26 protein-coding genes are annotated in these 24,705 nt (G+C 49.8%); 12 read left to right on the forward strand and 14 right to left on the reverse strand.

Translation table 11 applies throughout. From position 1 onward, the window contains the following. Positions 1–88 precede the first annotated feature (88 nt). The 3 genes from H6G45_RS03135 to H6G45_RS03145 all read left to right on the forward strand — a co-directional run bounded on the left by H6G45_RS03135 (position 89) and on the right by H6G45_RS03145 (position 2,372). Entirely contained in the window at positions 89–757 is a 669-nt protein-coding gene (locus H6G45_RS03135) for an NAD(P)H-dependent oxidoreductase (protein ID WP_190596526.1), read from the forward strand. Positions 758–855: 98 nt separating this feature from the next. Further along, the gene (locus tag H6G45_RS03140) at positions 856–1,257 is read left to right on the forward strand and encodes a VOC family protein (protein ID WP_190596528.1); all 402 of its coding nucleotides are present in this window, start codon (positions 856–858) and stop codon (positions 1,255–1,257) included. 152 nt (positions 1,258–1,409) lie between these two features. Beyond that, positions 1,410–2,372 carry a pyridoxamine 5'-phosphate oxidase family protein gene (locus H6G45_RS03145; protein ID WP_190596530.1) on the forward strand — a complete coding sequence of 321 codons (963 nt, stop codon included), beginning with the start codon at positions 1,410–1,412 and terminating at the stop codon, positions 2,370–2,372. Between the two features lie 47 nt (positions 2,373–2,419). Here the strand turns inward: H6G45_RS03145 and H6G45_RS03150 are convergent, their stop codons facing one another. From H6G45_RS03150 to H6G45_RS03160, 3 genes are all read right to left on the reverse strand, one after another. After that, on the reverse strand, positions 2,420–3,310 hold the full coding sequence (locus tag H6G45_RS03150) for a tetratricopeptide repeat protein (protein WP_190596532.1): 891 nt from the start codon (positions 3,308–3,310) through the stop codon (positions 2,420–2,422). Positions 3,311–3,477: 167 nt separating this feature from the next. Then, positions 3,478–3,657, reverse strand: a complete 180-nt coding sequence (locus H6G45_RS03155; protein ID WP_190596534.1) for a Uma2 family endonuclease — start codon at positions 3,655–3,657, stop codon at positions 3,478–3,480. A gap of 16 nt (positions 3,658–3,673) precedes the next feature. Then, positions 3,674–5,209 (reverse strand): bifunctional pantoate--beta-alanine ligase/(d)CMP kinase, encoded by a 1,536-nt coding sequence (locus tag H6G45_RS03160; protein ID WP_190596536.1) that lies wholly within the window; start codon positions 5,207–5,209, stop codon positions 3,674–3,676. Between the two features lie 170 nt (positions 5,210–5,379). On the opposite strand from H6G45_RS03160, the gene H6G45_RS03165 reads away from it, so the two are divergent. The 4 genes from H6G45_RS03165 to H6G45_RS03180 all read left to right on the forward strand — a co-directional run bounded on the left by H6G45_RS03165 (position 5,380) and on the right by H6G45_RS03180 (position 10,064). After that, positions 5,380–6,198 (forward strand): carbonic anhydrase, encoded by an 819-nt coding sequence (locus H6G45_RS03165; protein ID WP_190596607.1) that lies wholly within the window; start codon positions 5,380–5,382, stop codon positions 6,196–6,198. Between the two features lie 89 nt (positions 6,199–6,287). Next, entirely contained in the window at positions 6,288–7,037 is a 750-nt protein-coding gene (gene cysE / locus H6G45_RS03170; RefSeq protein ID WP_190596539.1) for a serine O-acetyltransferase, read from the forward strand. A 160-nt stretch (positions 7,038–7,197) separates the two neighbouring features. Further along, positions 7,198–8,793: a glucose-6-phosphate isomerase gene (locus H6G45_RS03175; RefSeq protein ID WP_190596540.1), complete on the forward strand. Its 1,596-nt coding sequence runs from the start codon at positions 7,198–7,200 to the stop codon at positions 8,791–8,793. 215 nt (positions 8,794–9,008) lie between these two features. Further along, positions 9,009–10,064, forward strand: a complete 1,056-nt coding sequence (locus H6G45_RS03180) for a fatty acid desaturase (protein WP_190596542.1) — start codon at positions 9,009–9,011, stop codon at positions 10,062–10,064. A gap of 157 nt (positions 10,065–10,221) precedes the next feature. Here the strand turns inward: H6G45_RS03180 and H6G45_RS03185 are convergent, their stop codons facing one another. Then, positions 10,222–11,604: a hypothetical protein gene (locus tag H6G45_RS03185; RefSeq protein ID WP_190596544.1), complete on the reverse strand. Its 1,383-nt coding sequence runs from the start codon at positions 11,602–11,604 to the stop codon at positions 10,222–10,224. A gap of 243 nt (positions 11,605–11,847) precedes the next feature. On the opposite strand from H6G45_RS03185, the gene murF reads away from it, so the two are divergent. Further along, a complete protein-coding gene (gene murF / locus H6G45_RS03190) occupies positions 11,848–13,212 on the forward strand; it encodes a UDP-N-acetylmuramoyl-tripeptide--D-alanyl-D-alanine ligase (protein ID WP_190596546.1) in 1,365 nt (454 codons plus the stop codon). 134 nt (positions 13,213–13,346) lie between these two features. On the opposite strand, the gene H6G45_RS03195 is transcribed toward murF, so the two are convergent. Together H6G45_RS03195 and rplI are read right to left on the reverse strand one after the other, a co-directional pair. Continuing rightward, positions 13,347–13,733, reverse strand: a complete 387-nt coding sequence (locus tag H6G45_RS03195) for a cytochrome c (protein WP_190596548.1) — start codon at positions 13,731–13,733, stop codon at positions 13,347–13,349. A 231-nt stretch (positions 13,734–13,964) separates the two neighbouring features. After that, on the reverse strand, positions 13,965–14,423 hold the full coding sequence (gene rplI / locus H6G45_RS03200; RefSeq protein ID WP_010872796.1) for a 50S ribosomal protein L9: 459 nt from the start codon (positions 14,421–14,423) through the stop codon (positions 13,965–13,967). A gap of 181 nt (positions 14,424–14,604) precedes the next feature. Between rplI and H6G45_RS03205 the strand changes: the two genes are divergently transcribed. Beyond that, complete coding sequence (locus H6G45_RS03205; protein WP_190596610.1) at positions 14,605–15,468, forward strand: hypothetical protein; 864 nt, start codon at positions 14,605–14,607, stop codon at positions 15,466–15,468. Between the two features lie 94 nt (positions 15,469–15,562). On the opposite strand, the gene H6G45_RS03210 is transcribed toward H6G45_RS03205, so the two are convergent. Continuing rightward, positions 15,563–17,164 carry a B12-binding domain-containing radical SAM protein gene (locus H6G45_RS03210; protein ID WP_190596550.1) on the reverse strand — a complete coding sequence of 534 codons (1,602 nt, stop codon included), beginning with the start codon at positions 17,162–17,164 and terminating at the stop codon, positions 15,563–15,565. Between the two features lie 133 nt (positions 17,165–17,297). On the opposite strand from H6G45_RS03210, the gene H6G45_RS03215 reads away from it, so the two are divergent. From H6G45_RS03215 to H6G45_RS03225, 3 genes are all read left to right on the forward strand, one after another. Then, entirely contained in the window at positions 17,298–17,810 is a 513-nt protein-coding gene (locus H6G45_RS03215) for a tetratricopeptide repeat protein (RefSeq protein WP_190596552.1), read from the forward strand. Between the two features lie 382 nt (positions 17,811–18,192). Continuing rightward, on the forward strand, positions 18,193–18,513 hold the full coding sequence (locus H6G45_RS03220; protein WP_162328734.1) for a hypothetical protein: 321 nt from the start codon (positions 18,193–18,195) through the stop codon (positions 18,511–18,513). 69 nt (positions 18,514–18,582) lie between these two features. Beyond that, entirely contained in the window at positions 18,583–19,185 is a 603-nt protein-coding gene (locus H6G45_RS03225) for a GUN4 domain-containing protein (RefSeq protein ID WP_190596554.1), read from the forward strand. Positions 19,186–19,343: 158 nt separating this feature from the next. On the opposite strand, the gene H6G45_RS03230 is transcribed toward H6G45_RS03225, so the two are convergent. From H6G45_RS03230 to rpaA, 7 genes are all read right to left on the reverse strand, one after another. After that, entirely contained in the window at positions 19,344–19,973 is a 630-nt protein-coding gene (locus H6G45_RS03230) for a Vat family streptogramin A O-acetyltransferase (protein ID WP_190596556.1), read from the reverse strand. A 65-nt stretch (positions 19,974–20,038) separates the two neighbouring features. Then, entirely contained in the window at positions 20,039–20,269 is a 231-nt protein-coding gene (locus H6G45_RS03235; protein ID WP_190596558.1) for a HypC/HybG/HupF family hydrogenase formation chaperone, read from the reverse strand. A gap of 81 nt (positions 20,270–20,350) precedes the next feature. Beyond that, entirely contained in the window at positions 20,351–21,301 is a 951-nt protein-coding gene (locus tag H6G45_RS03240; protein WP_190596560.1) for a heme o synthase, read from the reverse strand. 150 nt (positions 21,302–21,451) lie between these two features. Then, positions 21,452–22,393: a heme A synthase gene (locus H6G45_RS03245; protein ID WP_190596562.1), complete on the reverse strand. Its 942-nt coding sequence runs from the start codon at positions 22,391–22,393 to the stop codon at positions 21,452–21,454. Between the two features lie 147 nt (positions 22,394–22,540). Further along, positions 22,541–22,966 (reverse strand): EVE domain-containing protein, encoded by a 426-nt coding sequence (locus H6G45_RS03250; RefSeq protein ID WP_190596564.1) that lies wholly within the window; start codon positions 22,964–22,966, stop codon positions 22,541–22,543. A gap of 162 nt (positions 22,967–23,128) precedes the next feature. Continuing rightward, positions 23,129–23,875 carry a phycocyanobilin:ferredoxin oxidoreductase gene (locus tag H6G45_RS03255; RefSeq protein ID WP_190596566.1) on the reverse strand — a complete coding sequence of 249 codons (747 nt, stop codon included), beginning with the start codon at positions 23,873–23,875 and terminating at the stop codon, positions 23,129–23,131. Between the two features lie 63 nt (positions 23,876–23,938). Beyond that, the gene (gene rpaA, locus H6G45_RS03260; protein ID WP_190596568.1) at positions 23,939–24,664 is read right to left on the reverse strand and encodes a two component system response regulator RpaA; all 726 of its coding nucleotides are present in this window, start codon (positions 24,662–24,664) and stop codon (positions 23,939–23,941) included. Positions 24,665–24,705: the final 41 nt, after the last annotated feature.

A 24,705-nucleotide genomic window follows, 5' to 3' on the forward strand; every position in this document is an offset into this window, starting at 1 on the left:
CCGAGAGTCTACGACCGAGTTTTGGCTCTCCTCAGAAGAAAAACCGGATTTCTGTAATCAGCTTAGCCACTATTTGAGGACACCCATCATGACAACGATTTTGCAAATTGATGCCAGTGCTCGCGTCACCCGTTCTCTGAGTCGCGGACTGACCACCGCGTTTGCCGAACACTGGCAAAAGGTCCGTCCCGACGACACCTGGATCACACGAGATGTGGGGCTTAATCCCCCCTCCGCCATTAGTGAGAACTGGATTGCCGCCGCGTTTAAACCCGTCGATCAACGCACCTTCGAACAGGTCACCGCCCTACGAGAATCCGACGAACTACTGGCAGAGTTAGAGTCCGCCGATGTTATCGTCATCGGTACCCCGATGTACAACTACGGCATGCCGTCGGCGCTCAAAGCCTGGATTGATCAGGTGATTCGCATCGGACGTACCTTTTCTTTCGATCTAGCACGGGGAGAGCAACCGATTGAGCCTATTCAAACTGGCAAAATTCTGGTCATCTTGACTGCCTCTGGCGAGGGGGGCTTTGAATTTGGCGGCGTACACGGGGCACAGAATCACCTGGATACAGCCATCATCACCGCTTCCCGCTTACTGGGGGTGAGCGAACACCACGTCATTCGCATTGAATATCAGGAGTTTGGCGACGATCGCCACCAGCAGTCCAAAGCGGCAGCCTATGCGGCCATTCCTCAACTGGTGGAACAGCTCAGCCAAAAGGTAAGCACCTCTGCCGTCGTCGTGTAACCCTCCCATCGGCCTGTCTATTCAGGCTACCCACCAAGGACTTGACCCCACATCCATCTTGCTTCGACTGACCTTTTATCCCTACGAGGAATTTAATCATGGCACTTACCCAAGGCACCCATCACATCGGTCTAACTGTTCCCGACATCAAAGCCACCCGCGATTTCTTCGTGAATGTATTGGAATTTCAGCTAGTCGGTGAAGTACCCAATTATCCCGCTTACTTTGTCTCTGACGGCATCAGCTTATTGACGCTCTGGCAGGCAGTAGAACCGGATCATGCCATTCCCTTTAATCGAAAAACCAATATAGGCCTGCATCACTTTGCCTTCAAAGTAGACGGCGTCGAAACTCTCAAAGCCATTTACGAAAAGCTCAAAAATGTCCCAGGCGTAGAGATTGAATTCGCGCCGGAACTGTTGGGAGATGGCCCCACTCAGCACATGATGTTCGCCATTCCCGGTGGCATTCGCATGGAGTTGACTGCTCCCGCCCGCTGACCTAATGCTGAGAGTACCTACGTTGGAATAGACGGACCTACGCACCATTGGGAAGTCTATCCAGCGTGACATTTTATATTTGGGTATATTGCAGAGTTCAATATTGCTTCTTACTGACAAACATCACTTTCAAAATTTGGGGAACCGACATCATGGCCATTCCTGGTTGGCAACGGGCAGATTCTCCCTTTCATAGTGGGGAAAGGGCAATTCAAAAACGGTTGGGTGCCTTAGACCAAATGGATAATTTCGGCCGACGGATTATTCGCGAATTTTTGCCCGACCAGCATCGCCAATTCTACTCCCAACTTTCCTACTTTCTGGTCGGTACAGTAGATACTGGGGGGAATCCGTGGGCATCCATCCTGGTGGGTGAACCTGGCTTTATCTCAACGCCAAATGACCGCACTCTTCACATCGCCGCTCAGCCTCTCTATGGCGATCCGCTTACTAAGACGCTGAAAGTTGGTATTGATATTGGCTTTCTCGGGATTGAATTGCATACTCGTCGCCGCAACCGCGTTAATGGCATGGTCAGCAATATTGGGCCCGATGGCTTTGAGGTGCAAGTGAGTCAAACCTTTGGCAACTGTCCCAAATATATCCAGGCGCGACAGTTCAATTTAGTTACATTTGACCCGGCTGTGGCCAAACCCCTGCATACCTTCACCACCTTGGGAGAAGCTGAACGTCAGGGGATTTTGGCTGCCGATACCTTCTTTATCGCCACCGCTTATCTGGACGATGCTGCCGGAGTCGCCAAAGGTGTCGATGTCTCTCACCGGGGCGGCAAACCAGGCTTTGTGCGCATCGACGGTGATACCCTCACTGTGCCCGACTTTGCTGGCAACTGCCACTTCAACACCTTTGGCAACATTGAGGTTAACCCTAGGGCTGGCCTACTATTTATTGACTTTGAGCGTGGCAATTTGCTTTATCTCACAGGCAGAGCTGAGGTGATTTGGGACGGGGACCCGGAAATTGAAGCCTATGCAGGCGCTGGGCGGCTGTTCAAATTTCATCTTACCCAGGGCATCCAGGTAGATAGTGGCTTGCCCTTAGCTTGGTCTCAGCCGGAGTATTCTCGCTTTTTAGAGCACACAGGTTCTTGGTAAACCATTTGTCCAAACCTATGGTGGGCTGCCCAATTAAAGTTGCAACCTTAGCCAAAAGTCGGTTCCGCCACAGTTTGCCTTGTCCCCTGGAGTAAGGCTTGGTAACTGGGCAGGGGATGGAGGTCAACAAAAGCCGATTCCCCTTCAATCAAGCTTAGGTAGCTAGCGGGGTACCATTGTAAAACTTTTCCCAGGGCGTAAACTGCATCTTCGTAATTTTTTTGCAGTACTTGGCAAAGGGCAATTTCATACCAGCTATAGTCGTCATCCACTTCCACATCCAAAGCCCGGTGATAACAGGCGATCGCCTTTCCATAGCGGTAGAGTTTTTGCCACAGTTCCCCTTGTCGAAACCAGGCCCAGTAATCATTGGGACGAATTTCTACCGATTTTTTATAGCATTGCAAAGCTTCGGCATAATGACCCCAACGGCGAAAACAGTCCGCCAGCCGGTACCAAGACCAAAAATCGTCCTGGCGAATGGTTAATGTCTGCCGAAAATTGGCGATCGCCGCTTCGTATTGGCCGGAGAGTCGGTAGGATTCCCCGAGGCGATAGGTGGCCCAATAATCTTTGGGCAAATGGGCTAAAGCCCTTTGGAAGCAAGGAATGGCACGGGTAAAGTCATCAATTTCGTTGAGGTACACACAACCCTGGTCGTACCAAGCCCAGTAGTTTTCCGGTTGGATTTGGCAAGCATTGCCATAGCTTTCCGCTGCATCCCCGTAGCGGCCCAGATGTTCTAGGGTAATGCCCCGTTTATACCAAGCCCAATAATCCCCGGGATAATATTCCAAGGCCCGCTCGTAACTGAGGAGGGCATCGTTGTATTTGCCCTGTTGCCAGAGGGTATTGCCCTGTTGGTACCAGCCTTTGTAACTGTCGGGGCGGCACTCCAGGGGGTTAAAAATAGTAGTGCGAGATGAGTGGGAAGGCATGGGAACACGACCAAGGGAAATGGCAACCGTACACCAGTGGGAAAAAACGTCGGGCCGGCGGCCAACTGAAGAGACTTACCGCCATGTTTAATTCATATACCAGAATTGTACAAACTTCCGGGGCGATCGCCGGATTTATCTGCTGCCCTTGTCAGGATTAGATCACATTACTTAATTAACCAGCCACATACTTCTCCCAAAGTTAAATCAACGGCCTGGGCAAAGCTTGGTGTCAGTAACTTTGATTCTATCTCGTCGAAAATTTCTGGCGATCGGTCGGGTTGATAAACAAAGATAGATTGTTCTGTTACAACCCATTCTAACCTCTTTACCAAGTGCTCAAACATTTATCAAAATTTCCCCTCATTGTATTTTTTTGTAAAGATCAATAATTATCTCTATCACCTCGGCAATAGTGAGGTTATCGGTGACAATTTCCACCGCATCCACCGCCTTTTGCAAAGGGGCGATCGCCCTAGTGCTGTCGAGGTGATCCCGTTGGGCAATTTCCGCTTCCAATTGGGCCAGATCCACGGCTTGATTCCCCTGGGCTTGGAAGTCTTTGAGGCGACGGCGGGCCCGTTCCTGCACTGAAGCGGTGAGGAAAATTTTCAATTCCGCATGGGGGAAAACCTGGGTGCCAATGTCTCGACCTTCCGCCACAATGCCTCCTTGATCGCCATATTGTCTTTGTAGTTTTAGCAACTTAGCTCGAACGGATCCTTGGGCGGCAATGGTGGAAACCAACTGGGTCACCGCTGGGGTGCGAATGGCATCACTGACATCTTGCCCATTAACTTTAACGCCAGTCAATTGGGGAGCAGGCCGGGGTATTAGTTCAATCTCCGCATCACTGGTCAGTTCCGCCACCGTTGGTTCATCTTGGGGATTAATCTGTCGGTCTAAAATCAGCCAAGCTAAGGCCCGGTACATGGCTCCGGTGTCCAAATAGGTCAGACCTAAACGGTCGGCCACCTGCCTAGTAACAGTGGATTTCCCGGCTCCGGCGGGGCCATCAATGGCAATAATGGGCGGTTGATGATTCAGCACAAGGTTATCAATTAAGCGGGTACTCCCCACATGGGCGGCGATCGCCATTAAAACAGGAATTTGGTCAGGGATTGTTTCCGCAATGGGTTGGAGGGTATCTCTCTGGACTAATTCTAGGTATTGGAGTTTTACTGCGGGTTCCGTCGCTAAAATGTCCTGAGCAATGGTCAATAGAGAAGATACTTGGCGATCGCCTTGGTGATATTGTTCTTGGGCGGCTTGCAAACTGCGGTAAAGCACTGCGGCCTGTTGTTTTTCCTGATCGCTCAAATATTGATTGCGGGAACTCATGGCCAAACCCGATGCCTCCCGTACTGTGGCACAACTGCGGATAGTCACAGTTAAGTTTAAGTCTTGCACTAACCGACGAACGATGGCCAATTGTTGGGCATCTTTTTCGCCGAAATAGGCCACATCGGGACAAACAATGGTGAACAGTTTGGTGACAATGGTGGCCACCCCCTGGAAATGCCCAGGACGATGGGCACCACATAAAACCTCAGTCATGGCTGGGGGAGGCAGTACGGTGGTCTGATCAACCTTGGAATTAAGCTCCAAATCCGTCACCGTCGGAGCAAAAATGACCGCCACTCCCAAAGATTCCGCCCATTGGCGATCGCCGTCAAAGTCCCGGGGATATTGTGCCCAATCTTCGCCTGGGCCAAATTGGAGGGGATTAATAAAAATGGACAACACAACTAAATTCATTTCCGCCACCGCCCGTTTCAGTAAACTACCATGGCCAGCGTGGAGGGCTCCCATGGTGGGTACTAAGCCCACGGTTTTACCCCGACCCGCTTGACGGAGATGGGTTTGTAACCCTGCTATTGTCCGAAAAACCTGCACCATTATTTCCTTACTATCCGTTGGATGGTTTGCAAACGATAGGAGTCATTGAGACCTAACCATGGCCGGAGTGTTGACCCCTATCCCAGGCAAATTGCCCCGCCGTCCTAGGCTCCCTGCCGCAAGTCTTCAATGATACAATGGGAGGCTGGAATTCCATCAACGGCGATCGCATGAAAAGACTCATCGAGGGACTGCAAAAATTTCAGGAGGGTTATTTTAGTTCCCACCGTGACCTCTTTGAGCAACTTTCCCATGGCCAACATCCCCGCATCCTCTTCATTTGTTGTTCCGACTCCCGGGTAGATCCCAACCTAATTACCCAATCGGAAGTGGGGGATTTATTCGTCATCCGTAATGCTGGCAACATTATTCCCCCCTACGGAGCGGCCAACGGTGGGGAAGGGGCCGCCATGGAATACGCCCTGGTAGCCTTGGGAATCAATCAAATCATTGTTTGTGGCCATTCCCATTGTGGAGCAATGAAGGGTCTGCTCAAACTTAATTCCCTCCAGGAAAAAATGCCGCTGGTGTACGACTGGCTCAAGCATACAGAAGCTACCCGGCGCCTGGTATTGGATAACTATGAGCATCTGGAAGGGGAAGAACTGGTCGAAATTATGGTGGCGGAAAATATTCTTACCCAGTTAAAAAATCTCCAAACGTACCCCGCCGTCCATTCCCTTTTGCACAAGGGTAATTTATCCCTCCATGGCTGGATTTACCGCATTGAAAGCGGACAGGTGTTGGCCTACGATGGGGTACTCCATGATTTTGTTGCCCCCCAGAGCCGTCTTTCCTATCTAGAGCCAGAATTCAATTTACATCCCAATTGTCCGTTAACTTCCTACAATTCTTTTAAAGTTCCCGGTAGTCAGCCCCCGGGGGCTAAGCCCTCCCCCCAACCCTCCCAGGGAAAACTTTCTGCCTTACCGGGGTTTAGCCATTTACCAATGGAACAGGCGGAGCGGATTTATCGGGGTTCCCGTTAATCTAGTTAAGGAGCTGGGCATAACTAGACATAAATACGGGGAAAATTTCTAAAAACGCTAAATGAATGCTTTAGGTAGGAACTGACTGGGTGCTAAATTCACTGATTGCTGACTTCCGAATTATTTTTGAGCGAGATCCCGCCGCTCGCAATTGGTTGGAGGTGCTTTTTTGTTACCCCGGTTTACAAGCCCTGGTTGTTCACCGTTTTTCCCACCGTCTTTATACTTTGGGACTACCGTTTTTCCCCCGGTTAATGTCCCAATTTGCTCGATTTTTCACTGGCATTGAGATCCATCCTGGGGCCCAGATTGGCCAAGGGGTTTTCATTGACCATGGCATGGGGGTAGTGATTGGAGAAACAGCCATCATTGGGGATTATGCTTTGATCTACCAGGGGGTCACCCTGGGGGGAACGGGCAAGGAAACCGGTAAACGTCATCCCACCCTAGGGGAAAACGTGGTGGTGGGGGCCGGGGCCAAGGTGTTGGGCAATATTTTGATTGGCGACAATGCCCGTATTGGGGCCGGTTCGGTGGTGTTGCGGGATGTGCCGGCGGATTTTACCGTGGTGGGGGTGCCAGGGCGCATGGTTCATCCCTCGGGGGAAAAGGTTAATCCCTTGGAGCATGGCAAGCTACCGGACTCGGAAGGTAAGGTAATTCGGCTTTTGTTGGAACGTATTGAACTGCTGGAGCAAGAGGTCAAAACCTTACAAAAACAGCAGTCAGAACAGGACTGGGAAGGGGATTATCGTTCTTGCTCGGAAACTGGCCGAGAACCGGTTTTATGTCGTTTAGGCGATCGGGAAATTGAGGAATTTTTGGGGGGCACCCTTTAATCTTGCCCCGGTAACTGCAACAGCGATGGAATGAGAGGAGGTTTGAAAAGCCTCAATTTTTGGCCGGATGTTTTTTCCTGTTTAATCAAATCTTTCTAATTGCCTTAAGATGTGAACGCAAGGCCGTCCTCAAGGGCGGGGTTTCAGACCCATTTTTTCGATGAATAACCAACAACTTTGGCAACGTTATCAAGACTGGCTTTATTACCATGGTGGCCTCGATTTTTACCTGGATGTGAGCCGCATGGGGTTTAGTGATGCTTTGGTAGAAGATTTGCAACCCAAGTTTGCCAAAGCTTTTCAAGATATGGTGGCCCTGGAAAAAGGGGCGATCGCCAATCCGGATGAACAACGCATGGTGGGGCATTACTGGCTACGCAATCCGGCCCTGGCCCCCAACGATGCTATCCGGGCTGAAATTACCGAACCCCTACAGCAAATTAAAGCCTTTGCCGCTGCTGTTCACCAAGGGACGGTTAAACCTCCCACTGTCCCCAAATTCACCGACCTGTTGGCGATCGGCATTGGTGGTTCAGCCCTAGGGCCTCAGTTTGTGGCCCAGGCCCTAGCCCCGGATTTCCCGCCCTTGGCCATTCACTTCATCGATAACTCCGACCCAGACGGTATTGACCGGGTGCTGAACTGTTTAAAGGCCCAAGACAAACTGAAAAGTACCTTAGTAATCACCACTAGTAAATCCGGTGGCACCCCTGAACCCCGCAATGGCTTGGCGGAAACTAAAGCAGTATTTGAAGCCCAGGGCTTGCATTTTGCCGATTATGCTGTGGCGGTGACTATGCCTGGCAGTAAACTTTCCCAGCAGGCCCAGACAGAACAATGGTTACAAGCTTTTCCCATGCAGGATTGGGTGGGGGGCAGAACCTCTGAGTTATCGGCGGTGGGCCTATTACCGGCGGCCCTCCAGGGGATTGATATTCAGGCCATGCTCGATGGGGCTAAAACCATGGATGAAGCCACTAGGGTGAGGGAATTAAAACAAAATCCGGCGGCCCTATTGGCTTTGGCTTGGTACTACGCTGGGGATGGGCAAGGGAAAAAAGATATGGTGATTCTGCCCTACAAAGACAGGCTGTTGTTGTTTAGCCGTTATTTACAGCAGTTGGTGATGGAATCCCTGGGTAAGGAACGGGATTTGGATGGCAAGGTGGTGCACCAGGGTATTGCAGTCTATGGCAATAAGGGCTCCACGGATCAACATGCCTACGTCCAGCAGTTGCGGGATGGGGTGCCCAACTTTTTTGCTACTTTTATTGAGGTATTGCACGATCGCCAAGGGCCATCCATAGAGTTGGAGCCGGGGGTAACCAGTGGGGATTATTTATCAGGATTTTTGCAGGGCACCAGGCAAGCCTTGTTTGAAAATCAACGGGACTCCATTACCGTCACCATTCCCCAGGTGGATGCCACCAGTATTGGAGCTTTGATTGCTCTGTATGAACGGGCGGTGAGTTTCTATGGTTCCCTGGTGAACGTTAACGCCTACCATCAACCAGGGGTGGAAGCGGGCAAAAAAGCGGCCGCCTCCATTTTGGAATTGCAAAAAGCGATTCTCTCCACTTTGCAGACAGAATCGGGGCCCATTGCCCTAGAAGCTTTGGCCACCAAAGTACAGGCTCCGGAGCAGGTGGAAACGGTGTATAAAATCGTCCGCCATCTGGCTGCCAATGACCGGGGGGTAGTGCTCCACGGCGATCGCCAATTTCCCCAACGGTTGCAAATCCAGTGGCAGAGTTAAGGCAGATTAATCTTCAATTGTTAGTTGCAGACCAGGTAATCATGGCTTACTTCAGAAGCAATTCGGTTCCTGGTCAATGGCAACGTGCTATAAAAAGAAAAGTTTGTTTACCTGAGTATTAATTCCTAGGCAAGGCAAACCTTGGCCGCTTCATAGCCCATGAATCCTTAAACAAAAATCTACCCGACCTTCCATTTGGAGATAAACCTTTATAAATGACTGCCACGATTCCCCCGTTGATGCCAACGGCAACGCCCAGCAATCCCGATCGCCCGATTGCGGATCTAAAACTACAAGACATCATTAAAACCCTGCCCAAGGAATGCTTCGAAAAAAAAGCGAGCAAAGCCTGGGCTTCTGTTTTGATCACCCTAGGGGCGATCGCCGTGGGCTATTTGGGTATTATCTATCTGCCCTGGTACCTGCTACCCATCACTTGGATTTGGACGGGGACAGCCTTAACGGGGGCTTTCGTTGTCGGCCATGACTGTGGCCATCGCTCCTTCGCCAAAAAACGCTGGGTCAATGACTTAGTGGGCCACATCGCCTTTGCGCCCCTAATTTATCCTTTCCATAGCTGGCGTCTGCTCCACGACCACCATCACCTCCACACCAACAAAGTTGAGGTTGATAACGCCTGGGATCCTTGGAGCGTGGAAGCTTTCCAAGCCAGCCCGGCGATCGTCAGGCTTTTTTACCGAGCCATCCGGGGGCCTTTTTGGTGGACTGGTTCCATTTTCCACTGGGGCTTAATGCATTTTAAACTCAGCAACTTTGCCGAACGGGACCGCAATAAAGTCAAACTATCCATCGCCGTTGTCTTTCTCTTTGCGGCGATCGCCTTTCCCGCCCTAATTGCGACCACAGGGGTGTGGGGCTTTGTCAAGTTTTGGTTAATGCCCTGGCTCGTGTACCACTTCTGGATGAGCACATTTACCATTGTGCACCACACCATTCCAGAAATTCGTTTCCGTCCCATCGCCGATTGGAGCGCCGCAGAAGCCCAGTTAAACGGCACTGTCCATTGTGACTATCCCCGCTGGGTAGAAGCGCTCTGCCATGACATTAACGTGCACATTCCCCATCACCTCTCCGTGGCCATTCCTTCCTATAACCTACGTCTAGCCCACGCAAGTTTAAAAGAAAACTGGGGACCTTTTCTCTACGAGCGCACCTTTAACTTGAAGTTAATGCAACAAATTAGTAGCCAATGTCATTTGTATGATCCGGAGAATGGCTACCGCACCTTTGGCTCCCTGAAAAAAGTTTAAACCTAAGTTAATGGGTCATTTTCAACCCATAATTGGTCAGCAATTAACCATAGCTGAGCCCTGGGGGAAGTTGCCCAACCATTAACTAAAACTGAAGTAAACATCTGGGAATGCGGCCAATGGGCTGGATTCCTTTTTTTTGGTGAAGGAAAATCTTCTAAGTAGATAAATTAGAGCGGTTGAGACTGGAAAGGTCCACCCGGCCAAAATGAATACTAAACGCAACTTGCATATTTTCCAAGGTTTTCACCAGCCAAGGCACCCCCTCCCGGGCCACCGACTCATAGTGATTAAACAAAATTGAAAAACGTTTTTCCAAATAAGGCTTCACCTTAGAGCAGAAAAGTACAATTTTGAGTAATACTCCAATGGTCTTCTTCACGCCAATATTGGAAATTAGATCAATAAAGACATAGTGATCCGGATTTTTACTGCCTTCCACTACTAAAAAGTTGAGCAACTGACTAGAAGTCCGCATCATTAAAAATTCCGTGGGTTTCTGTTGGTTGCATTCCGGATAGGCATTTTGGAATAGGTCAAATAGTTTCTTATCAAAACTTCCTTGTTTATACTTATCCTGTAGGGAACCCCGGATATATTCGTAAAGTTCGTCCTTAAAAGTGCCAAAGGATTGGGTATAGGCCACATGGTTGCGGAAACTTTTCGAGAGGGATTGGTAACTCTGACCGTTTTCCACTGCACCGACAAAATGTTTGAGGGAACTATTTAGATCCTGATCGCTCAGTAGGGTAGGGTTTTTCACTGGCTTGATCAATTCCTTGTCCGGCAAGATTAGTCCAGCTTTATTGGTTCTGGCCATGCGCACCCGATAGGTGACGTACTGGGAAAGGTTAATTTCAAACTTACGCTCATTTTGAGCTTTGATGCGGTGTATGGTTTGGCGGTGTTCCCGACTGCTATCGTCCCCCATGAGGCAATAATCATACAGATAGGGATAGCGGTGGATGAGGGTGCCAACGGAGCTGGATTTAGTTTCAAACTTGGCAGTGACAACGGTAGCCAATCTTTTCAGCCGGACAAATTGTTCACTGAGGGTAAAATTTTTAACTAGTTGGCGGATGTTTCCTTTTGTATTGCCCCCAGGACTAATATTAGCCACCGCTTTTTCCACCATATTTACCAGTTGGGGAATGAATCGCTGGGTTGGGGGGGAAAGTTGCCAATAGTTGATCAGAATATAACAGCAACGGTTAAAAAAGTAGTTGAAGTCTTCAGTGTTATTTTTAACTCTAATTACTTTTTCTAAGTGGGTAGAAATTTGCCCTTGAGAGCCACCTTGTCCACTCAAGAAAAGGCCCCCTACCGCCTCTAGTACTTGGTCCCCTTCCACGGACTGGACCAAGTTAAGCAGATAATCGTAAATTGCCTGCTCGTCGTTCATTTTATCAGAGTCGTTGGTGTGGAGGTGATTGTGGTTCACAGTGGCAACCCTCCTTGGTAAAAAGGGGGCAGATTGGGGGTAGGGAAAACTGATAATGAAAACGAAATCATAAGATAAGGTCAACGATACTCTGGGCATTTAATCAGGCATCGCTGTGGATGGTAAGATACACCCTGATCCCATTGGGATGAAACCGGAACCTTGTTACTAGACATTGTCGGTTTCTAACTGTTTTATATCTATTTCTCTTCCAATGTAAGTGATGAAGGCACCCATGGTAAGTGATCTAGATCACAGATAAAAATTGGCAATGACTTAACACTTCTGAGTCAATTCTAACCCAGTTTTCCTCCACCACATTCCCCACTCTTATTCTTTCCTATGAACTCCAAACTTTCCCTATTTGACATCCGTACATTCCTAGAAAGTTGCTTATTGTCTGTTACCAATCTTTCCGCGGATATACGGATAAATAATATTTGCACCGATACAAGGGCTTTGGTGCCAGGGGATTTATTTCTCGCCTTACGGGGAGAAAGTTTTGATGGCCACAATTTTATTCCCCAGGCCGGGGCGGCGGGGGCGATCGCCGTGGTGACGGATCGGCCAGTGGAGGGATTAGGGGAGACGGTGGCTCAATTTTTGGTGGAAGATACATTGGTGGCCTATCAGCGCATAGCGGCGGGATGGCGGCAACGGTTTACAATTCCCATCATTGGGGTGACCGGTTCTGTGGGTAAGACCACCACCAAAGAGTTAATTGCGGCGGTGCTGTCCCAGTTTGGCCATGTGCATAAAACCAAAGCTAATTACAACAATGAAATTGGGGTACCGAAAACTTTGTTGGAACTATCCCCAGACCATGATTTTGCCATTGTGGAAATGGCCATGCGGGGTCGGGGACAAATTGCCCTGTTGGCGGACATTGCCCAGCCCACCATCGGTTTAATTACCAACGTTGGCACAGCCCACATTGGTCTTTTGGGATCGGAGTTGGCGATCGCCGAGGCCAAGTGTGAATTGCTGGCCCATCAACCACCCCAGAGCACGGCCATCCTCAATCAAGACAATGCTTTGTTAATGGAGACAGCCCAACGATTTTGGCAGGGAAAAACCATTACCTACGGACTGCAGGGGGGAAATGTGCGAGGAACGGTTGATGGTGAAAATTTAATCCTCGATGGAGTTAGTTTGCCTTTGCCCTTGGCTGGTGTCCACAATGCTTCTAATTACCTAGCGGCGATCGCCGTGGCCCAGTGTTTAGGGTTGGATTGGCAACGGTTACAGTCGGGGCTGACGGTGGAGTTACCCAAGGGTCGGGCCCGTCGTTATCAATGGGGGCAGGACGTGGTGCTGTTGGATGAAACCTATAACGCAGGGTTAGAATCCATGTTGGCAGCGTTGGATTTATTGGCCAATACCCCTGGAAAAAGACGTTTAGCGGTGCTAGGGGCAATGAAAGAACTGGGGGATTATGGCCCGACATTCCACCAACGGGTGGGGGCCAAGGTGAAAGCCTTAGGTTTAGACGGTCTTTACCTATTGGCCAATGACCCTAATACCGATGCCATTGCCGCAGGGGCAAATGGTGTAGAGACCCAATCCTTCAGCGATGGACCTAGTTTAGTGGCGGCCCTAAAAACGACCCTTCAACCAGGCGATCGCCTCCTGTTCAAAGCATCCAATTCCGTCGGCCTCGGGGCAGTGGTTAGTCAATTGTTGGCAGAAAACCCCACCTCGGCTTAGAACTGCAAGGCTTGGGTTATTTGAAAATAGGGCTAACTCTTGCTCAGCGGGGATCAATACCCTGCGGGCTGATTTGTAGTGGTGATGAAAAGATAGCCACAGACTTCTATCTAAACAAATCTGTCCCCCTCGTCTCAGAGGGTTTTAAGGTAATCCAATAAATCCGCCATTTCCTGGGGATTGGGTTCAAACTGGGGCATGGGAGGCGTTTGACCACTAACTACCTGGTGAATGATGTGGCCCTGGGATCGCCGTTGGGACACCCCCCAAAGACTAGGGCCAATGTAACCGTCAGCTTGGATGCCATGGCAAACCACGCAATTGGCTTGGAAAATAGCCCGGCCCCTATCTGCATCTCCATTAAGGGCGAGCACCTGGTTCACATAGGGATCAAAGTTCATAAAGCTAAATAATGCCACTGCCAATATCACCAGGGAAATAATGCCTGCCATAATCCACATCCCGGTGGGGGAAGCATTTACCTTGGCAACAGTTGGATTTTTTTCGATTACAGGGGCCATAGGTTAGGAACGATTGGTCAAGGTGGCCAGGACCACCACTCAGAAACTTAATCTATTGTATTGATGCTGGGCATTCCTGTCTTTGCTTCGTCCTAGGCTGGGGCCTGGATTAACTGCGTTGACAAACTAAAACTCCCCCAATATCGATCCCAGAATTTTCCTGGGTCAGGGGGGAGCATTGACAAAAATCTATCCAGCTTGCCCCCAGTTGATCAGCGAGGGCCGACTGGTTTATAGGGGAGCAACTTGCACTTCCACCGTAGCGATAACTTCGGGGTGCAATTTGATTTGGGCTTGGTAAAAACCAGTTTTGTGGATGTCCGGCAGACTGATGCCCCGGCGATCGAGACTTTGGTTGGTGGCGGCTTCCACTGCATCGGCCACTTCCTGGGTGGTAACGGTACCAAAAATGGCTTCCGCTTCCCCTACTTGTTTTTTGATCACAAAACGACCAATGGTTTCCAGAGCGACTTTGCGGGCTTCGGCGGCATCTTTTTCTGCTTTGAGCCGTTCCAATTCCTTGAGGCGTCTTTGTTCCACCTGGCGCAAAATACCGGGGGTGGCCACTACTCCCAGACCTTTGGGAATGAGATAGTTGCGGGCATAACCGGGGGCCACTTCCACTAAATCGCCGGTGAAGCCTAGTTTATTGATAGTTTCGTTTAAAACGACCTTGACTCGCTTTGCCATGACTGTAATTTTTCCAATATGAAGTTTGTTTAGCTTGTGGAGCAATTCACAAACCTCCATCTTAACCTTTAGGGGCAATCCCGCCAAAGTTGGCGATCGCCGGAGGCCAGTTTTTCCCCAAGACAATGAACAGAAAGGCAAAGTTACTCTGTTACCATGGGGGACGGCCCTCCGCAACCAGATGCCAATGTCCAGCCTGATTTCCCTTTTCCGTCAACATTATCCCCAGGGCAGTCTCTGCTGTGACCTGCTCGAAATTGATCGGGGATTATACATCGTCCAAGCCAGCATCACCCTAGAAGGCATTGTGGTAGCCACGGCCCTAGCGGCCCAATGTCCCCTGGAAGCCGCCGAAGACTTGGCCAAGGAAAGGGCGATCGCCAGCCTTGATTTACCCCATGGGTCGCCGACGGAATTTACTCCAAAGGCGGATAAACCGGAGAAGGGAGTCGCCGAAACCGGCCCAGCCCAGCAATCTTCCCAGGCTTCCCCGAGCAAAAAAGAGACCAAATCTTCCAAGCAGAGCAGTAAAAATGTTGCCCCTGCCCCCGTCCCCGCTAAACCTCCGGTTGTAGAGGCGATCGCCGCTCCGGCCCAAACTGTAACCAGTCCAGTCGTTTCCTTTCCCCCCAGCCCCGACCCAGTATTGCCCTTGGAAGAACCTGCCCCGCTCCCGGCAATGGCAAATACTTCCTTTGAGCAACCGGAAGAGCATCCTCCCGTTGACCCTGAACCCCAACTTGACTTTGCCCCCAAGCAATCGCCGGAGACTCCTGAATTACCTCTACCTCTGCCTGTAGAAACCGAACCAGAGCTTTCTGAGCCCGCCATGGCCAGCGCGGAAGCAACGGATTTACCCGAAGGACCCATGGACTTTTCAGAAATTATTGCCCGCAGTAACCTAGAGCTCAAACGATTGGGCTGGACCAGTGAACAGGGACGCAATTATCTGCTGCAAACCTACGGCAAACGATCCCGCCAGTTACTGTCCGATGAACAGTTGATTGAATTTTTAGCTTATTTGGAACAACAGCCCACCCCATAAAGGAAATGAGCAGAAAAAACCTAGTATCTCCATCGGTTGCCATTGGATACTAGGTCTATATTGCTTGCTGTGTATTTTAGACAGAGCGGAGGAACTAACTTGCCAAAACTTTTTCCCCTTTTTCTGCCGTTGTCACAAGGGAGGGGACGGCTTGCTCCTGTTGCTGGTTGTTAAGGTAATCCTTTAACTGTTCGCCAATTTCTTGCCGGACAATTTCCCGATATTGCATGAAATGTTCGTTATGGGCGCAGAGGGTGATGTAATGCTCAAACACGGCTGGATTATGGCGAAGAATACCAAAGGCATGGTGCCAAAAACGCCACCGGGTATCCCGTTTAAAGCCTTGACGCCAAACCACGATCGCCAAAGCTTTCAGATCAACCAAACTGGGCAACTTAGCTGGGGCTTTACATTTAGGCGCACCCAATTTGAGGAAACAACGGTAGTTGCGGTCTAGATAACCGTGGGGATCATATAACTCCCAAAAGGCTTCCACGTATTCATTGGCAATATCTTCCAAGGGCCGGGTGGGGACAAAGTTCATTAACGTGGTCTGGTTAATATTGCCCTTGCTCTCATCCAGTAGACGATTTTCCCGTTTCAGTCGGTGCCACAGCGCCGTATTGGGCAAAGCCTGGAGCATGGCAAAGGTAGTGGTGGGAATGGCAGTCTGTTCGGCAAAGCGGACAATGCGATCGCCAGCGCCCTGTTTTTCCCCATCAAAGCCAATGATGAAGCCCGCCATGGGTCGGAGACCAGCCTTGATGATTTTATCGACGGAATCCGCCAGGGAATTACGGGTATTTTGGAATTTTTTGGTGAACTCCAAGCTTTCTTCGTCGGGGGTTTCAATACCGAGGAACACCGCATCAAAGTAACATTCCACCATTAAATCCATCATTTCTTGGTCATCGGCCAAGTCGATGGAAGCTTCAGTGTTGAAACGGAAAGGATATTTATGCTCCGCCTGCCAAACCTTGAGTTCCTTCAGCAATAATTTCACATTGCGTTTATTGCCGATGAAGTTGTCATCCACCATAAACACCGATCGCCGCCAACCCAACTCATAAAGATAATCCAATTCCTTAAGTAGCTGGGCCGGGTCTTTGGTGCGGGGCTTGCGACCGTAGAGCACAATGATGTCACAGAATTCACACTGGAAGGGGCAACCCCGGGAAAACTGCACCGACATGGAATCGTAGGCGTCCAATTCCAACAGGTCGTAACGGGGAATGGGGGTGGTGGTGACATCGGGTTTTTCTTCCGCCCGGATAATGCCTTGGCGTTCTCCCCGCTCTAGGGCCTCTACGAACATGGGTAGGGTTATTTCCCCCTCATCCAAAATCAGAAAATCCGCCCCGGCATTTTTTACTTCATCGGGCACCGAAGTCGCAAAGGGCCCCCCTACGGCTACCAATTTTCCGTGGGCTTTGGCGGCTTTGATATTTTCCACCATGTCATCCCGTTGCACGATCATGCCGGAGATGATGACCACGTCTGCCCAGTCCCACTCATCTTCTCTTACATTGCGGACATTGCGGTCCACCAGCTTAAACTCCCATTCCTGGGGGAGAATACCCGCCACGGTGATCAACCCGAGGGGAGGTAATAAAACCTTCCGACCCACTAGCTCCAGAATTTTCTCGTAGGACCAGAAAGTAGGGGGAAACAACGGATAGATTAATAGGGCGCGCATGGCTTCTCGCTAAGGGAAGATTTATGTTAAAAAAATCTAGAAATTGATTAGGTATGGGGTTAACTTTAGCTAAAGCTAGCACACCCTCGCCAGGAAGTACCCGAAAGCCAGACTGTTGGCATAGATAAATCCTATGGTTAACCATGGTTATTGCCTAGGCCGCTCCCTCTTCTCCGTCGCTGTGGTGGGAGCATTGTCATTGGTTTTTCCCCTGCCCCTGCCGGCCCAAGACATGGTGGACAGTGATCGTTCCCTACCCTTGATGGGTGACCATCCCCTGGAGGAAAGGCTAATTGATGGCATGGATGAGGGCATCAAAAAAAACTACCGGGGGGCGATCGCCATTTTTACGGAATTAATTTTGCTGGACCCAAGCTATGCCGATGCCTATTTTAATCGGGGTATTGCCAGGGCCAGGATAGCTGATTACCAAGGGGCGATCGCCGACCATAGCCAGGCCATTGCCCTAAACCCCCAATTGGCGGAGGCCTACAAAGCCAGGGGAAAAATTTATTGGCAATTAGGCGATCAAAGCCAAGCCATGGCTGACCTGGAAACGGCCTTGGCCCTTTTCTCCGCCCAGGAAAATATTGTTAGTCAACGGGAAACCTGGGAACAACTACAAACATGGCGCGGTAGTCCTTAATTGACCTCAAGATTTTTTCGCTTACCAAGAAGAGCTAGGGAAGATTAAAACACTATTGTCAAGGAGAGTTAGGGAGATTTGATTGCCAGAACTCAATTTCCCCAACAGGTTCTCAAGCCCGTGGATAAACTTTTAATTACTCCTACCAACGTCCTAATTTCAAGGGATTTCGGCAATTTTTCTGTTGATTTGAGTGGGGCCTTTTTAAAGCAGTTTGCAGAGCTGTCCTGGTTTCCAGACCATTAACTTGAGTTAAACAAAGTTAAGTTTTATGGCATTTTCCTTTCCCTCCAAATACCCTTGCTAAGATGGCGGGAAAGCTGGGTTTCTAGTCCCATGGTGGCTTTTCTGTTGAGTATAAGGTAAGCATAAATACCTAAAAATGAGACATTTTTGTGACGCTTGGATTGAAGAATGGTGTGAAGCCAACGGTTGGACAGATTTGTTCATGGAAAGACTCAATTACTATTGGGCTTTTCCCCCTGGAGCTGTCATGCCGGAGCCAATTCCTGGCAAAATTCTCCGCGCCATTAAACTAGAAAAAGGTCTTTGCGAAGAGGAAAAAGCTTGGTTAACCGCCGCTGTGGCTGTTTCTGCTTTGGCGATCGGTTCTGCTTTTTTGCTCAGAAATCCCATGCCTGTAGTATTGGCCTTTGCCTTTGATGCGGTGACGGCGGGGCGTTTGGAAATGGAAGAAATCTGAGAAATTTGAGAAAATTAATCTATTGCCTGCAATATCAAACACTCTGATTGGAGTGACTAAGCAACATTTATGGCCGATTCCATCATCCCAGATTCTAATGAGCAGAATTATGCCGAACTGGCCCACCAATGTCAGAATTTGGCTAGCCAAGTCCAGAGCCTCAGCCAACGGGTGGAAAACCTGGAAAGCAAACTGACCTTAATCCCAGACATTGAGCGCTATGGCAAGTTACAGGAATGTTTGATGGCCAAGGACTTCAAAAGAGCGGACCACGAAACCACCCGCATTATCCTCGAAACCCTCAATCGTAATCGGGATAATCTGAGCCCGGAAACTTTGTCTGCTCTGCCCTGTACGGTTTTAACGGTAATTGATCGCCTGTGGCGGACCTATAGCGATGATCGCTTCGGTTTTAGCCGTCAATTGGAAGCCTATCAAAAGGTAGGCGGTAACACTGATACTCTCCGGACCCAAGACCGTAAAGTGATGGGGGCCTTTGCCCAAGAAGTGGGTTGGGTGCAGGAAGGAAAGCTTCGTTTTGAGGAATATGACCAATGGGATTTTTCCCTCAACGCTCCGGTGGGTAGCTTCCCGGCCATTTGGTGGAAGTCTCCCTATGGCCTAAAAATGGTGACTTTTTTCTTCATTCGTTTGTTTGAATGTAACGGTTAGGTCAAGGATTTGGCCCTATCTATTTTGCAGTTGGGAGGAAAACGGCGATACAGCGATCGCCAAGTTTTACCCTACCTGTGGAATTGCGTTACTGAATAAGGCTGGAGGTTGTCTCTTTTTGCCAAAATTTACGGGCAGGGGCTTTAGTTAAACCCTTTCTAAATACAAGTTCTTAGAGCTTCAATGTCAGCGGCGACAATTTTATCGAGATTGCGGGTAATTTTGCCAATGTCCCAATGCCACCAAGCAATGGCTAGCAAGGCCTCAATCACTTCGTCTGTGAAGCGTTGACGGAGCAAGCGGGCGGGATTTCCCCCCACAACGGTGTAGGGCAACACGTCCTTGGTAACAACGGATTTGGCGGCAATAATGGCCCCGTCTCCCACCTGTACCCCTGGCATAATCACTGTTTCATAGCCGATCCAGACGTCGTTGCCAATGACCGTATCCCCTTTGTGGGGCGGTTCTTCCTCTGGTGCCACCGTTTGCCAACCATTGGCAAAAATTGCAAAGGGGTAGGTGGAAAACCCTTCCATGGCATGGTTAGCCCCATTCATAATAAATTTTACGCCCCTGGCTAGGGCGCAGAACTTGCCAATAATTAGGCGATCGCCAACGAAGGGAAAATGGTAAAGAACATTGCGCTCAAAATTTTCTGAATCTTCGGGATCATCGTAATAGGTGTAGTCTCCAATGATGATATTGGGATTAGAAACCGTATTTTTAATAAAACAAACCTGGGGAAATCCCACCATGGGGTGCTTGTTTTTGGGGTCTGGCCCGTACATTACTTTTGGCTCCCAAAAGTTCTATAGGATCGACTAGTTGAGTATTTGTTTTGTTACCCCGGATATTAGATGCCCATTTCCGCCAAATCGGTCAAAGTTTCCTGGGCGGCCACTTCATCCACAATGCTAATGGCAAAGCCTACATGGACAATGACGTAATCCCCCACCTTAACCTCGGGCACGTAGGCGAGGCTAACGGTTTTAATGATGCCACCAAAACTAACTTTTCCCGCCAGCAAGAGGGGATCAGGATGGGGAGTTAAACTGACAACCTGGCCGGGCAAGGCTAGACACATGGGGGAAAGGGAGAAGGAGTAGGACGCAAACAAGTCAGCAGAGCCTTGGGTTAAACCAAACCCAAGCCATGATCTTAAACTTTAACCCAACAGCAAAGTTTCCATTTGGGCCACTAACTGATGGGTGACGGGCAAACTGTCAATCACCATGGCCAGGCAGAGCAACATGAGGTAAAAAATGGAGAACTTGAATAATCCCCGGGCTAAGTCCCGATCGCCGGGAGCCTGCTTGAGTTGCCAAGCTTTGACCAGAAATTGTCCGCCCAAAACCATGGCGATCGCCAGATAAAGGATGCCCAACTGGTGGAGGGGATAGACCAGTAATAGGCTGAAGGGCACCACCAAAAGGGAATAGTACCAAATTTGGCTGACGGTTTTTTCTTCCCCCGCAATCACTGGCAACATGGGCACATTCACCTGGGCATAATCATCCTTGATCATCAAGGCTAGGGCCCAAAAGTGGGGGGGAGTCCAGAGAAAAATCAGCGCAAACAGCACCCAGGGAGTCCAGCTTAAATCCCCCGTAACGGCGGCCCAACCCACCAAGGGGGGAATGGAGCCCGCTGCGCCACCAATGACAATGTTTTGGGCAGTGTGTCGTTTCAGCCAATGGGTATAGATCAGCATGTAAAAGACGATGCCGGACAACGCTAAGCAACCGCTGAGCACATTGATGAAGGCAGCAAAAAGAGTAAATGAGAGTACCCCCAAAACTAGGGCGAAAATCAATGCATGGCGGGGTTGGACTTTTCCGGCCGGGATGGGCCTGGCCCTGGTGCGGAGCATCTCATAATCAATGTCTTGGTCGTAAATACAGTTCAGGGTTTGGGCCGACGCAGCGGCAAGGGTTCCCCCCAATAGGGTGATGAACAATTTGGGTAAATCCACCCGACCTTCCGAGGCAATCCACATGGAAGCGGCGGTGGTAATCAGCAAGAGGGGAATAATTCTCGGTTTGGTTAACTGGTAATAACTTTTGCACACCGCCCCCATGGAATCGTGTTGGCGATGAATTTTTGTCGAAGTAACCATAGAGAATCAAAAGAAAGGGTAAGCAGGGGGAAGAGCAAAAATTTTTCTTGAATTTTAAGCGAGTCTTCCCAAACTGGACAAAAAATGGCAGTTAGATTGACCGCAACAGCAGGAACTTCCCTCCCCAGAAAGATTTGAATATTTTTGCCATCAGGCTGTAATGGGGGTCGTCGGTCGATGGTCTCGCACTGCCAAAACGGCGATCGCCAATAGGGTAGCCCAGAGACAAATTCCCACTGTATGGTGGGCTACGGTTAGGGGTTCAATTTGTAAATGGAGTTTTAGCGTAGCAACCCCCAATAGGATCTGTCCCCCCAACAGGGCCAGGGCTCCATTGCCCAACTGGCGTAGGAAAGGGTTCAGGGCCGGAGTGCGCCTGGTACACCAATAGGTCATAGCCACCCCTAAAGCCGTGGGTAAAACCCCCAACAGATGACTATGCAACACTTGGCAAAATTGCGTGCCGGCGATCGCCAAACACTGATGGGCTGCCCACTGGGAGCCCACCAATCCCCCTAGTAAACATTGCAGATAAATGATAGTGGTGCTAGCTAGGGCCACCGGTCTTAACTTACCGGCTGTTTGATTGCTTTGGTAGGGCATCAGGCAGAGGCCAATGATCACCAAAGAGCCCAAAAAAGCCATAGCTGTCCCCAAATGGGCCGTCACAATGTCAAACCGTAGCAGTTCAATCACCGTCAGCCCGCCCAACAATCCCTGCACCAAAATCAGCGCCAGGGATCCCAAGGTAGCCCAGGGCAACCAACTGGGCAAAACCCGACGGAACCACCAGCTCAAACCAACCAAAATTAGGGTGCTAAAACCAATCAAAGCGGCATCCAAACGGTGGAACCATTCTAAAAATACCTGTAAATTCATTTGTTGACTGGGGATCCACTGACCATAGCACAGAGGCCAATCAGGACAGGCCAGCCCCGCATTCATTACCCTGGTGGCACTGCCCACCGCCATCAATAGCACTGTGGCAATAACAATTTTCCACACCAGCCGACGAATCCAGACCTGAACCTGGACAAAAGCATGGGGTTGACTTTGGGAGCGAATGGCATTGGGGAGAATAGACTCAGCCATAGTTTTGATCTGCAACCTCAACAATAGGGGCAAGGGCGGGGAGAAAAACCCCAGTCACCGTCAGATTCTAACCAACACTCTCCCCAGGGGAAAGAAAACTTGGCTACAGCATCGATATTCTTTAGATTTACTTCAGATTTCCCCGACTCAACCTTTGAGACTATAAACCCGTTGCCATTGCTCCTCTGTAACCCGAAAGTTGGTGCTGTTGGGAGCTCGAATAACCAGCAAATCTCGTAGAATCTGATCCTGTTTAAGTTCGTGGCGGCGGAGGGGTTGTCCCAGCAATTTACGTAGAAATCTGAGTTCTACCCTCGGTTTATCTAACTTAGCCTGGTCAGGCATGAGCCAATATTGCTTATCTGGTAGCTCTGTTTGAATTTCCGGTGGCTTAGTTACTTCGGCAATGGCATAAATCCCCGCTTCTGGCCCGGCCATCCAGACCAAAGCCCGATCGCCAACCTGAATTTCCTTGCCATAACGGGTTACTAACCAGGGCAATTCCTCTTGCTCTTCAATGGCCTGAAGAATGCGATAGTACTTAGGATTGCCTTGAAATAACCAGTAGGCCATAGTTGGTTCGCAAATTGAAATAACTGCAGCGAGATTTGGGTCAGGGTAACAAAATTGAGGCTAAGCAGAACTGACTGCGACAGCTACTTTGACCACTAAAAATTAACCCTACCCTACATTTAATTTAAATCCACGCCAACGTAGTAACGAAGACTTTATTCCTTACTGAATAACATCAAATAACACCTCGCTCATATATCTTTCCGCCCAGGCATCCCCAAAGGCTTTTTCCAGTACCCGACGGGTTTTATCATTTTTCTGTTGTTGTTGGCAGTAATGAATTTGTCCCTGACGGTGTTCCGACGTTTGAGTCTTAGACAAAGGTGCAGCAACCGTTGCTTGGTGGCAGTGAATTTGCAAAAAATCCGCTACCCGTTGCACAAACCGTTCTTCTTCAGTGTCATTGCTGGGGCGGATAAATAAACAATACTCAGAAAATATTTCTCCCCAGGGAGGCAATTCTCGTTGTTGCTCAAATTCTGGTTGGCCTAATTCCGCCAATGCTTCTTGGTACGCTTCAGGCAATTGGCGATCGCCTTGGGTGGGGGATAGATCGGCAATGGCCGCACTCACCCCCGCTGGCCCCGCCACAATGTCACAGCCAAATAGGGGCAGACCGTATAGGGGCTCGGGAAACATCACACAATGGAGAATATCCAGTCCCTTGCCCACCTTGGCCAACTCCAAATGCATTTTGCGGAACTGGGGCGTTTGGTAGCACCGATTTTCAATCACCAACTTTTCCCCTTCCAGTCGCCCTTCTACGTAGCCCAAATCCTCCGGTAACGCATAGGGCTTGAGGGATAAACCCTGCCAACTAGCGGCGATCGCCAGGGCTAGCTGTTGAATCATTGGGTTCAACGTCGGCATCAGGGAAGAATTAGTCAAACTTAAATCAGTGACGGCCATGGTAAACATTCAAATCTAGGGCAAATCAATCTGACAATGGGCTGGAAACTTGGAAACTAAAACCTACGCTGGATTGCCGCCCCCTTCCTCCGTTGACAGTTCTAAACAATAGCCCGCTCCATACACCGTTTTAATGAAGCGAGGCCGACGGGGGTTGGGTTCCAACTTGGTGCGGAGGTGGCGAATGTGCACCCGAATGGTTTCAATATCATCATCTGGTTCATAGCCCCACACTTCCCGCAAAATGTCGCTGGGGGAAACCGTTTGCCCATGGCGTTGCAACAAACAGTGGAGCAACTCAAACTCCAAATGGGTCAACTTAATACTTTTGCCAAACCAAATTGCCTCAAATCTTTCCGGTACCAAGGTCAGGGGCCCCTGGTTGAGAATTTCTGAGTGTTTCGCCGCCTGGGGAATGCGATCAGTGCGCCGCAGTAGGGCCCTCACCCGGGCTAACATTTCCTCCACATCGAAGGGCTTAGTGAGGTAGTCGTCGGCCCCGGAGTCAAAGCCTTGAATTTTATCCTGGATCTGACCCAACGCCGTTAGCATCAGCACCGGAATATCGGCCGTGCGTTCATCCCGGCGTAACCGTTGACAGACCGTAAACCCATCCACCTTGGGCAGCATCAAGTCCAACATGATCAAATCCGGTTGCAGTTGCACCGCCAACGCTTGACCCTTAATGCCATCCACTGCTTGTTGGACATCGTAGCCCGCCATTTCCAGGTTAATGGAGACTAAATCAGAAATTGCCGGGTCGTCGTCAATGATCAGTATTCGAGGCATGCGCAGGGACTAAAGGAAAACAAAATAATTTCAAGGCGCAA

The sequence above is a fragment of the Synechocystis sp. FACHB-383 genome (assembly GCF_014698605.1).
In the GTDB taxonomy this organism is placed as follows: Bacteria; Cyanobacteriota; Cyanobacteriia; order Cyanobacteriales; family Microcystaceae; genus Synechocystis; species Synechocystis salina.

Excerpts from the sequence above, each read along its gene's own strand:
- H6G45_RS03150 (WP_190596532.1), bottom strand. The coding sequence starts at position 3,310 with ATGCCTTCCCACTCATCTCGCACTACTATTTTTAACCCCCTGGAGTGC.
- H6G45_RS03155 (WP_190596534.1), bottom strand. The coding sequence starts at position 3,657 with ATGTTTGAGCACTTGGTAAAGAGGTTAGAATGGGTTGTAACAGAACAA.
- rpaA (WP_190596568.1), bottom strand. The coding sequence starts at position 24,664 with ATGCCTCGAATACTGATCATTGACGACGACCCGGCAATTTCTGATTTA.
- H6G45_RS03215 (WP_190596552.1), top strand. The coding sequence starts at position 17,298 with ATGGTTAACCATGGTTATTGCCTAGGCCGCTCCCTCTTCTCCGTCGCT.
- H6G45_RS03205 (WP_190596610.1), top strand. The coding sequence starts at position 14,605 with ATGCCAATGTCCAGCCTGATTTCCCTTTTCCGTCAACATTATCCCCAG.
- H6G45_RS03225 (WP_190596554.1), top strand. The coding sequence starts at position 18,583 with ATGGCCGATTCCATCATCCCAGATTCTAATGAGCAGAATTATGCCGAA.
- H6G45_RS03220 (WP_162328734.1), top strand. The coding sequence starts at position 18,193 with ATGAGACATTTTTGTGACGCTTGGATTGAAGAATGGTGTGAAGCCAAC.
- H6G45_RS03240 (WP_190596560.1), bottom strand. The coding sequence starts at position 21,301 with ATGGTTACTTCGACAAAAATTCATCGCCAACACGATTCCATGGGGGCG.
- H6G45_RS03230 (WP_190596556.1), bottom strand. The coding sequence starts at position 19,973 with ATGTACGGGCCAGACCCCAAAAACAAGCACCCCATGGTGGGATTTCCC.
- H6G45_RS03180 (WP_190596542.1), top strand. The coding sequence starts at position 9,009 with ATGACTGCCACGATTCCCCCGTTGATGCCAACGGCAACGCCCAGCAAT.
- H6G45_RS03250 (WP_190596564.1), bottom strand. The coding sequence starts at position 22,966 with ATGGCCTACTGGTTATTTCAAGGCAATCCTAAGTACTATCGCATTCTT.
- H6G45_RS03255 (WP_190596566.1), bottom strand. The coding sequence starts at position 23,875 with ATGGCCGTCACTGATTTAAGTTTGACTAATTCTTCCCTGATGCCGACG.
- H6G45_RS03210 (WP_190596550.1), bottom strand. The coding sequence starts at position 17,164 with ATGCGCGCCCTATTAATCTATCCGTTGTTTCCCCCTACTTTCTGGTCC.
- H6G45_RS03140 (WP_190596528.1), top strand. The coding sequence starts at position 856 with ATGGCACTTACCCAAGGCACCCATCACATCGGTCTAACTGTTCCCGAC.
- murF (WP_190596546.1), top strand. The coding sequence starts at position 11,848 with ATGAACTCCAAACTTTCCCTATTTGACATCCGTACATTCCTAGAAAGT.
- H6G45_RS03165 (WP_190596607.1), top strand. The coding sequence starts at position 5,380 with ATGAAAAGACTCATCGAGGGACTGCAAAAATTTCAGGAGGGTTATTTT.
- H6G45_RS03135 (WP_190596526.1), top strand. The coding sequence starts at position 89 with ATGACAACGATTTTGCAAATTGATGCCAGTGCTCGCGTCACCCGTTCT.
- H6G45_RS03245 (WP_190596562.1), bottom strand. The coding sequence starts at position 22,393 with ATGGCTGAGTCTATTCTCCCCAATGCCATTCGCTCCCAAAGTCAACCC.
- H6G45_RS03160 (WP_190596536.1), bottom strand. The coding sequence starts at position 5,209 with ATGGTGCAGGTTTTTCGGACAATAGCAGGGTTACAAACCCATCTCCGT.
- H6G45_RS03185 (WP_190596544.1), bottom strand. The coding sequence starts at position 11,604 with ATGCCCAGAGTATCGTTGACCTTATCTTATGATTTCGTTTTCATTATC.
- H6G45_RS03145 (WP_190596530.1), top strand. The coding sequence starts at position 1,410 with ATGGCCATTCCTGGTTGGCAACGGGCAGATTCTCCCTTTCATAGTGGG.
- H6G45_RS03195 (WP_190596548.1), bottom strand. The coding sequence starts at position 13,733 with ATGGCCCCTGTAATCGAAAAAAATCCAACTGTTGCCAAGGTAAATGCT.
- H6G45_RS03175 (WP_190596540.1), top strand. The coding sequence starts at position 7,198 with ATGAATAACCAACAACTTTGGCAACGTTATCAAGACTGGCTTTATTAC.
- rplI (WP_010872796.1), bottom strand. The coding sequence starts at position 14,423 with ATGGCAAAGCGAGTCAAGGTCGTTTTAAACGAAACTATCAATAAACTA.
- H6G45_RS03235 (WP_190596558.1), bottom strand. The coding sequence starts at position 20,269 with ATGTGTCTAGCCTTGCCCGGCCAGGTTGTCAGTTTAACTCCCCATCCT.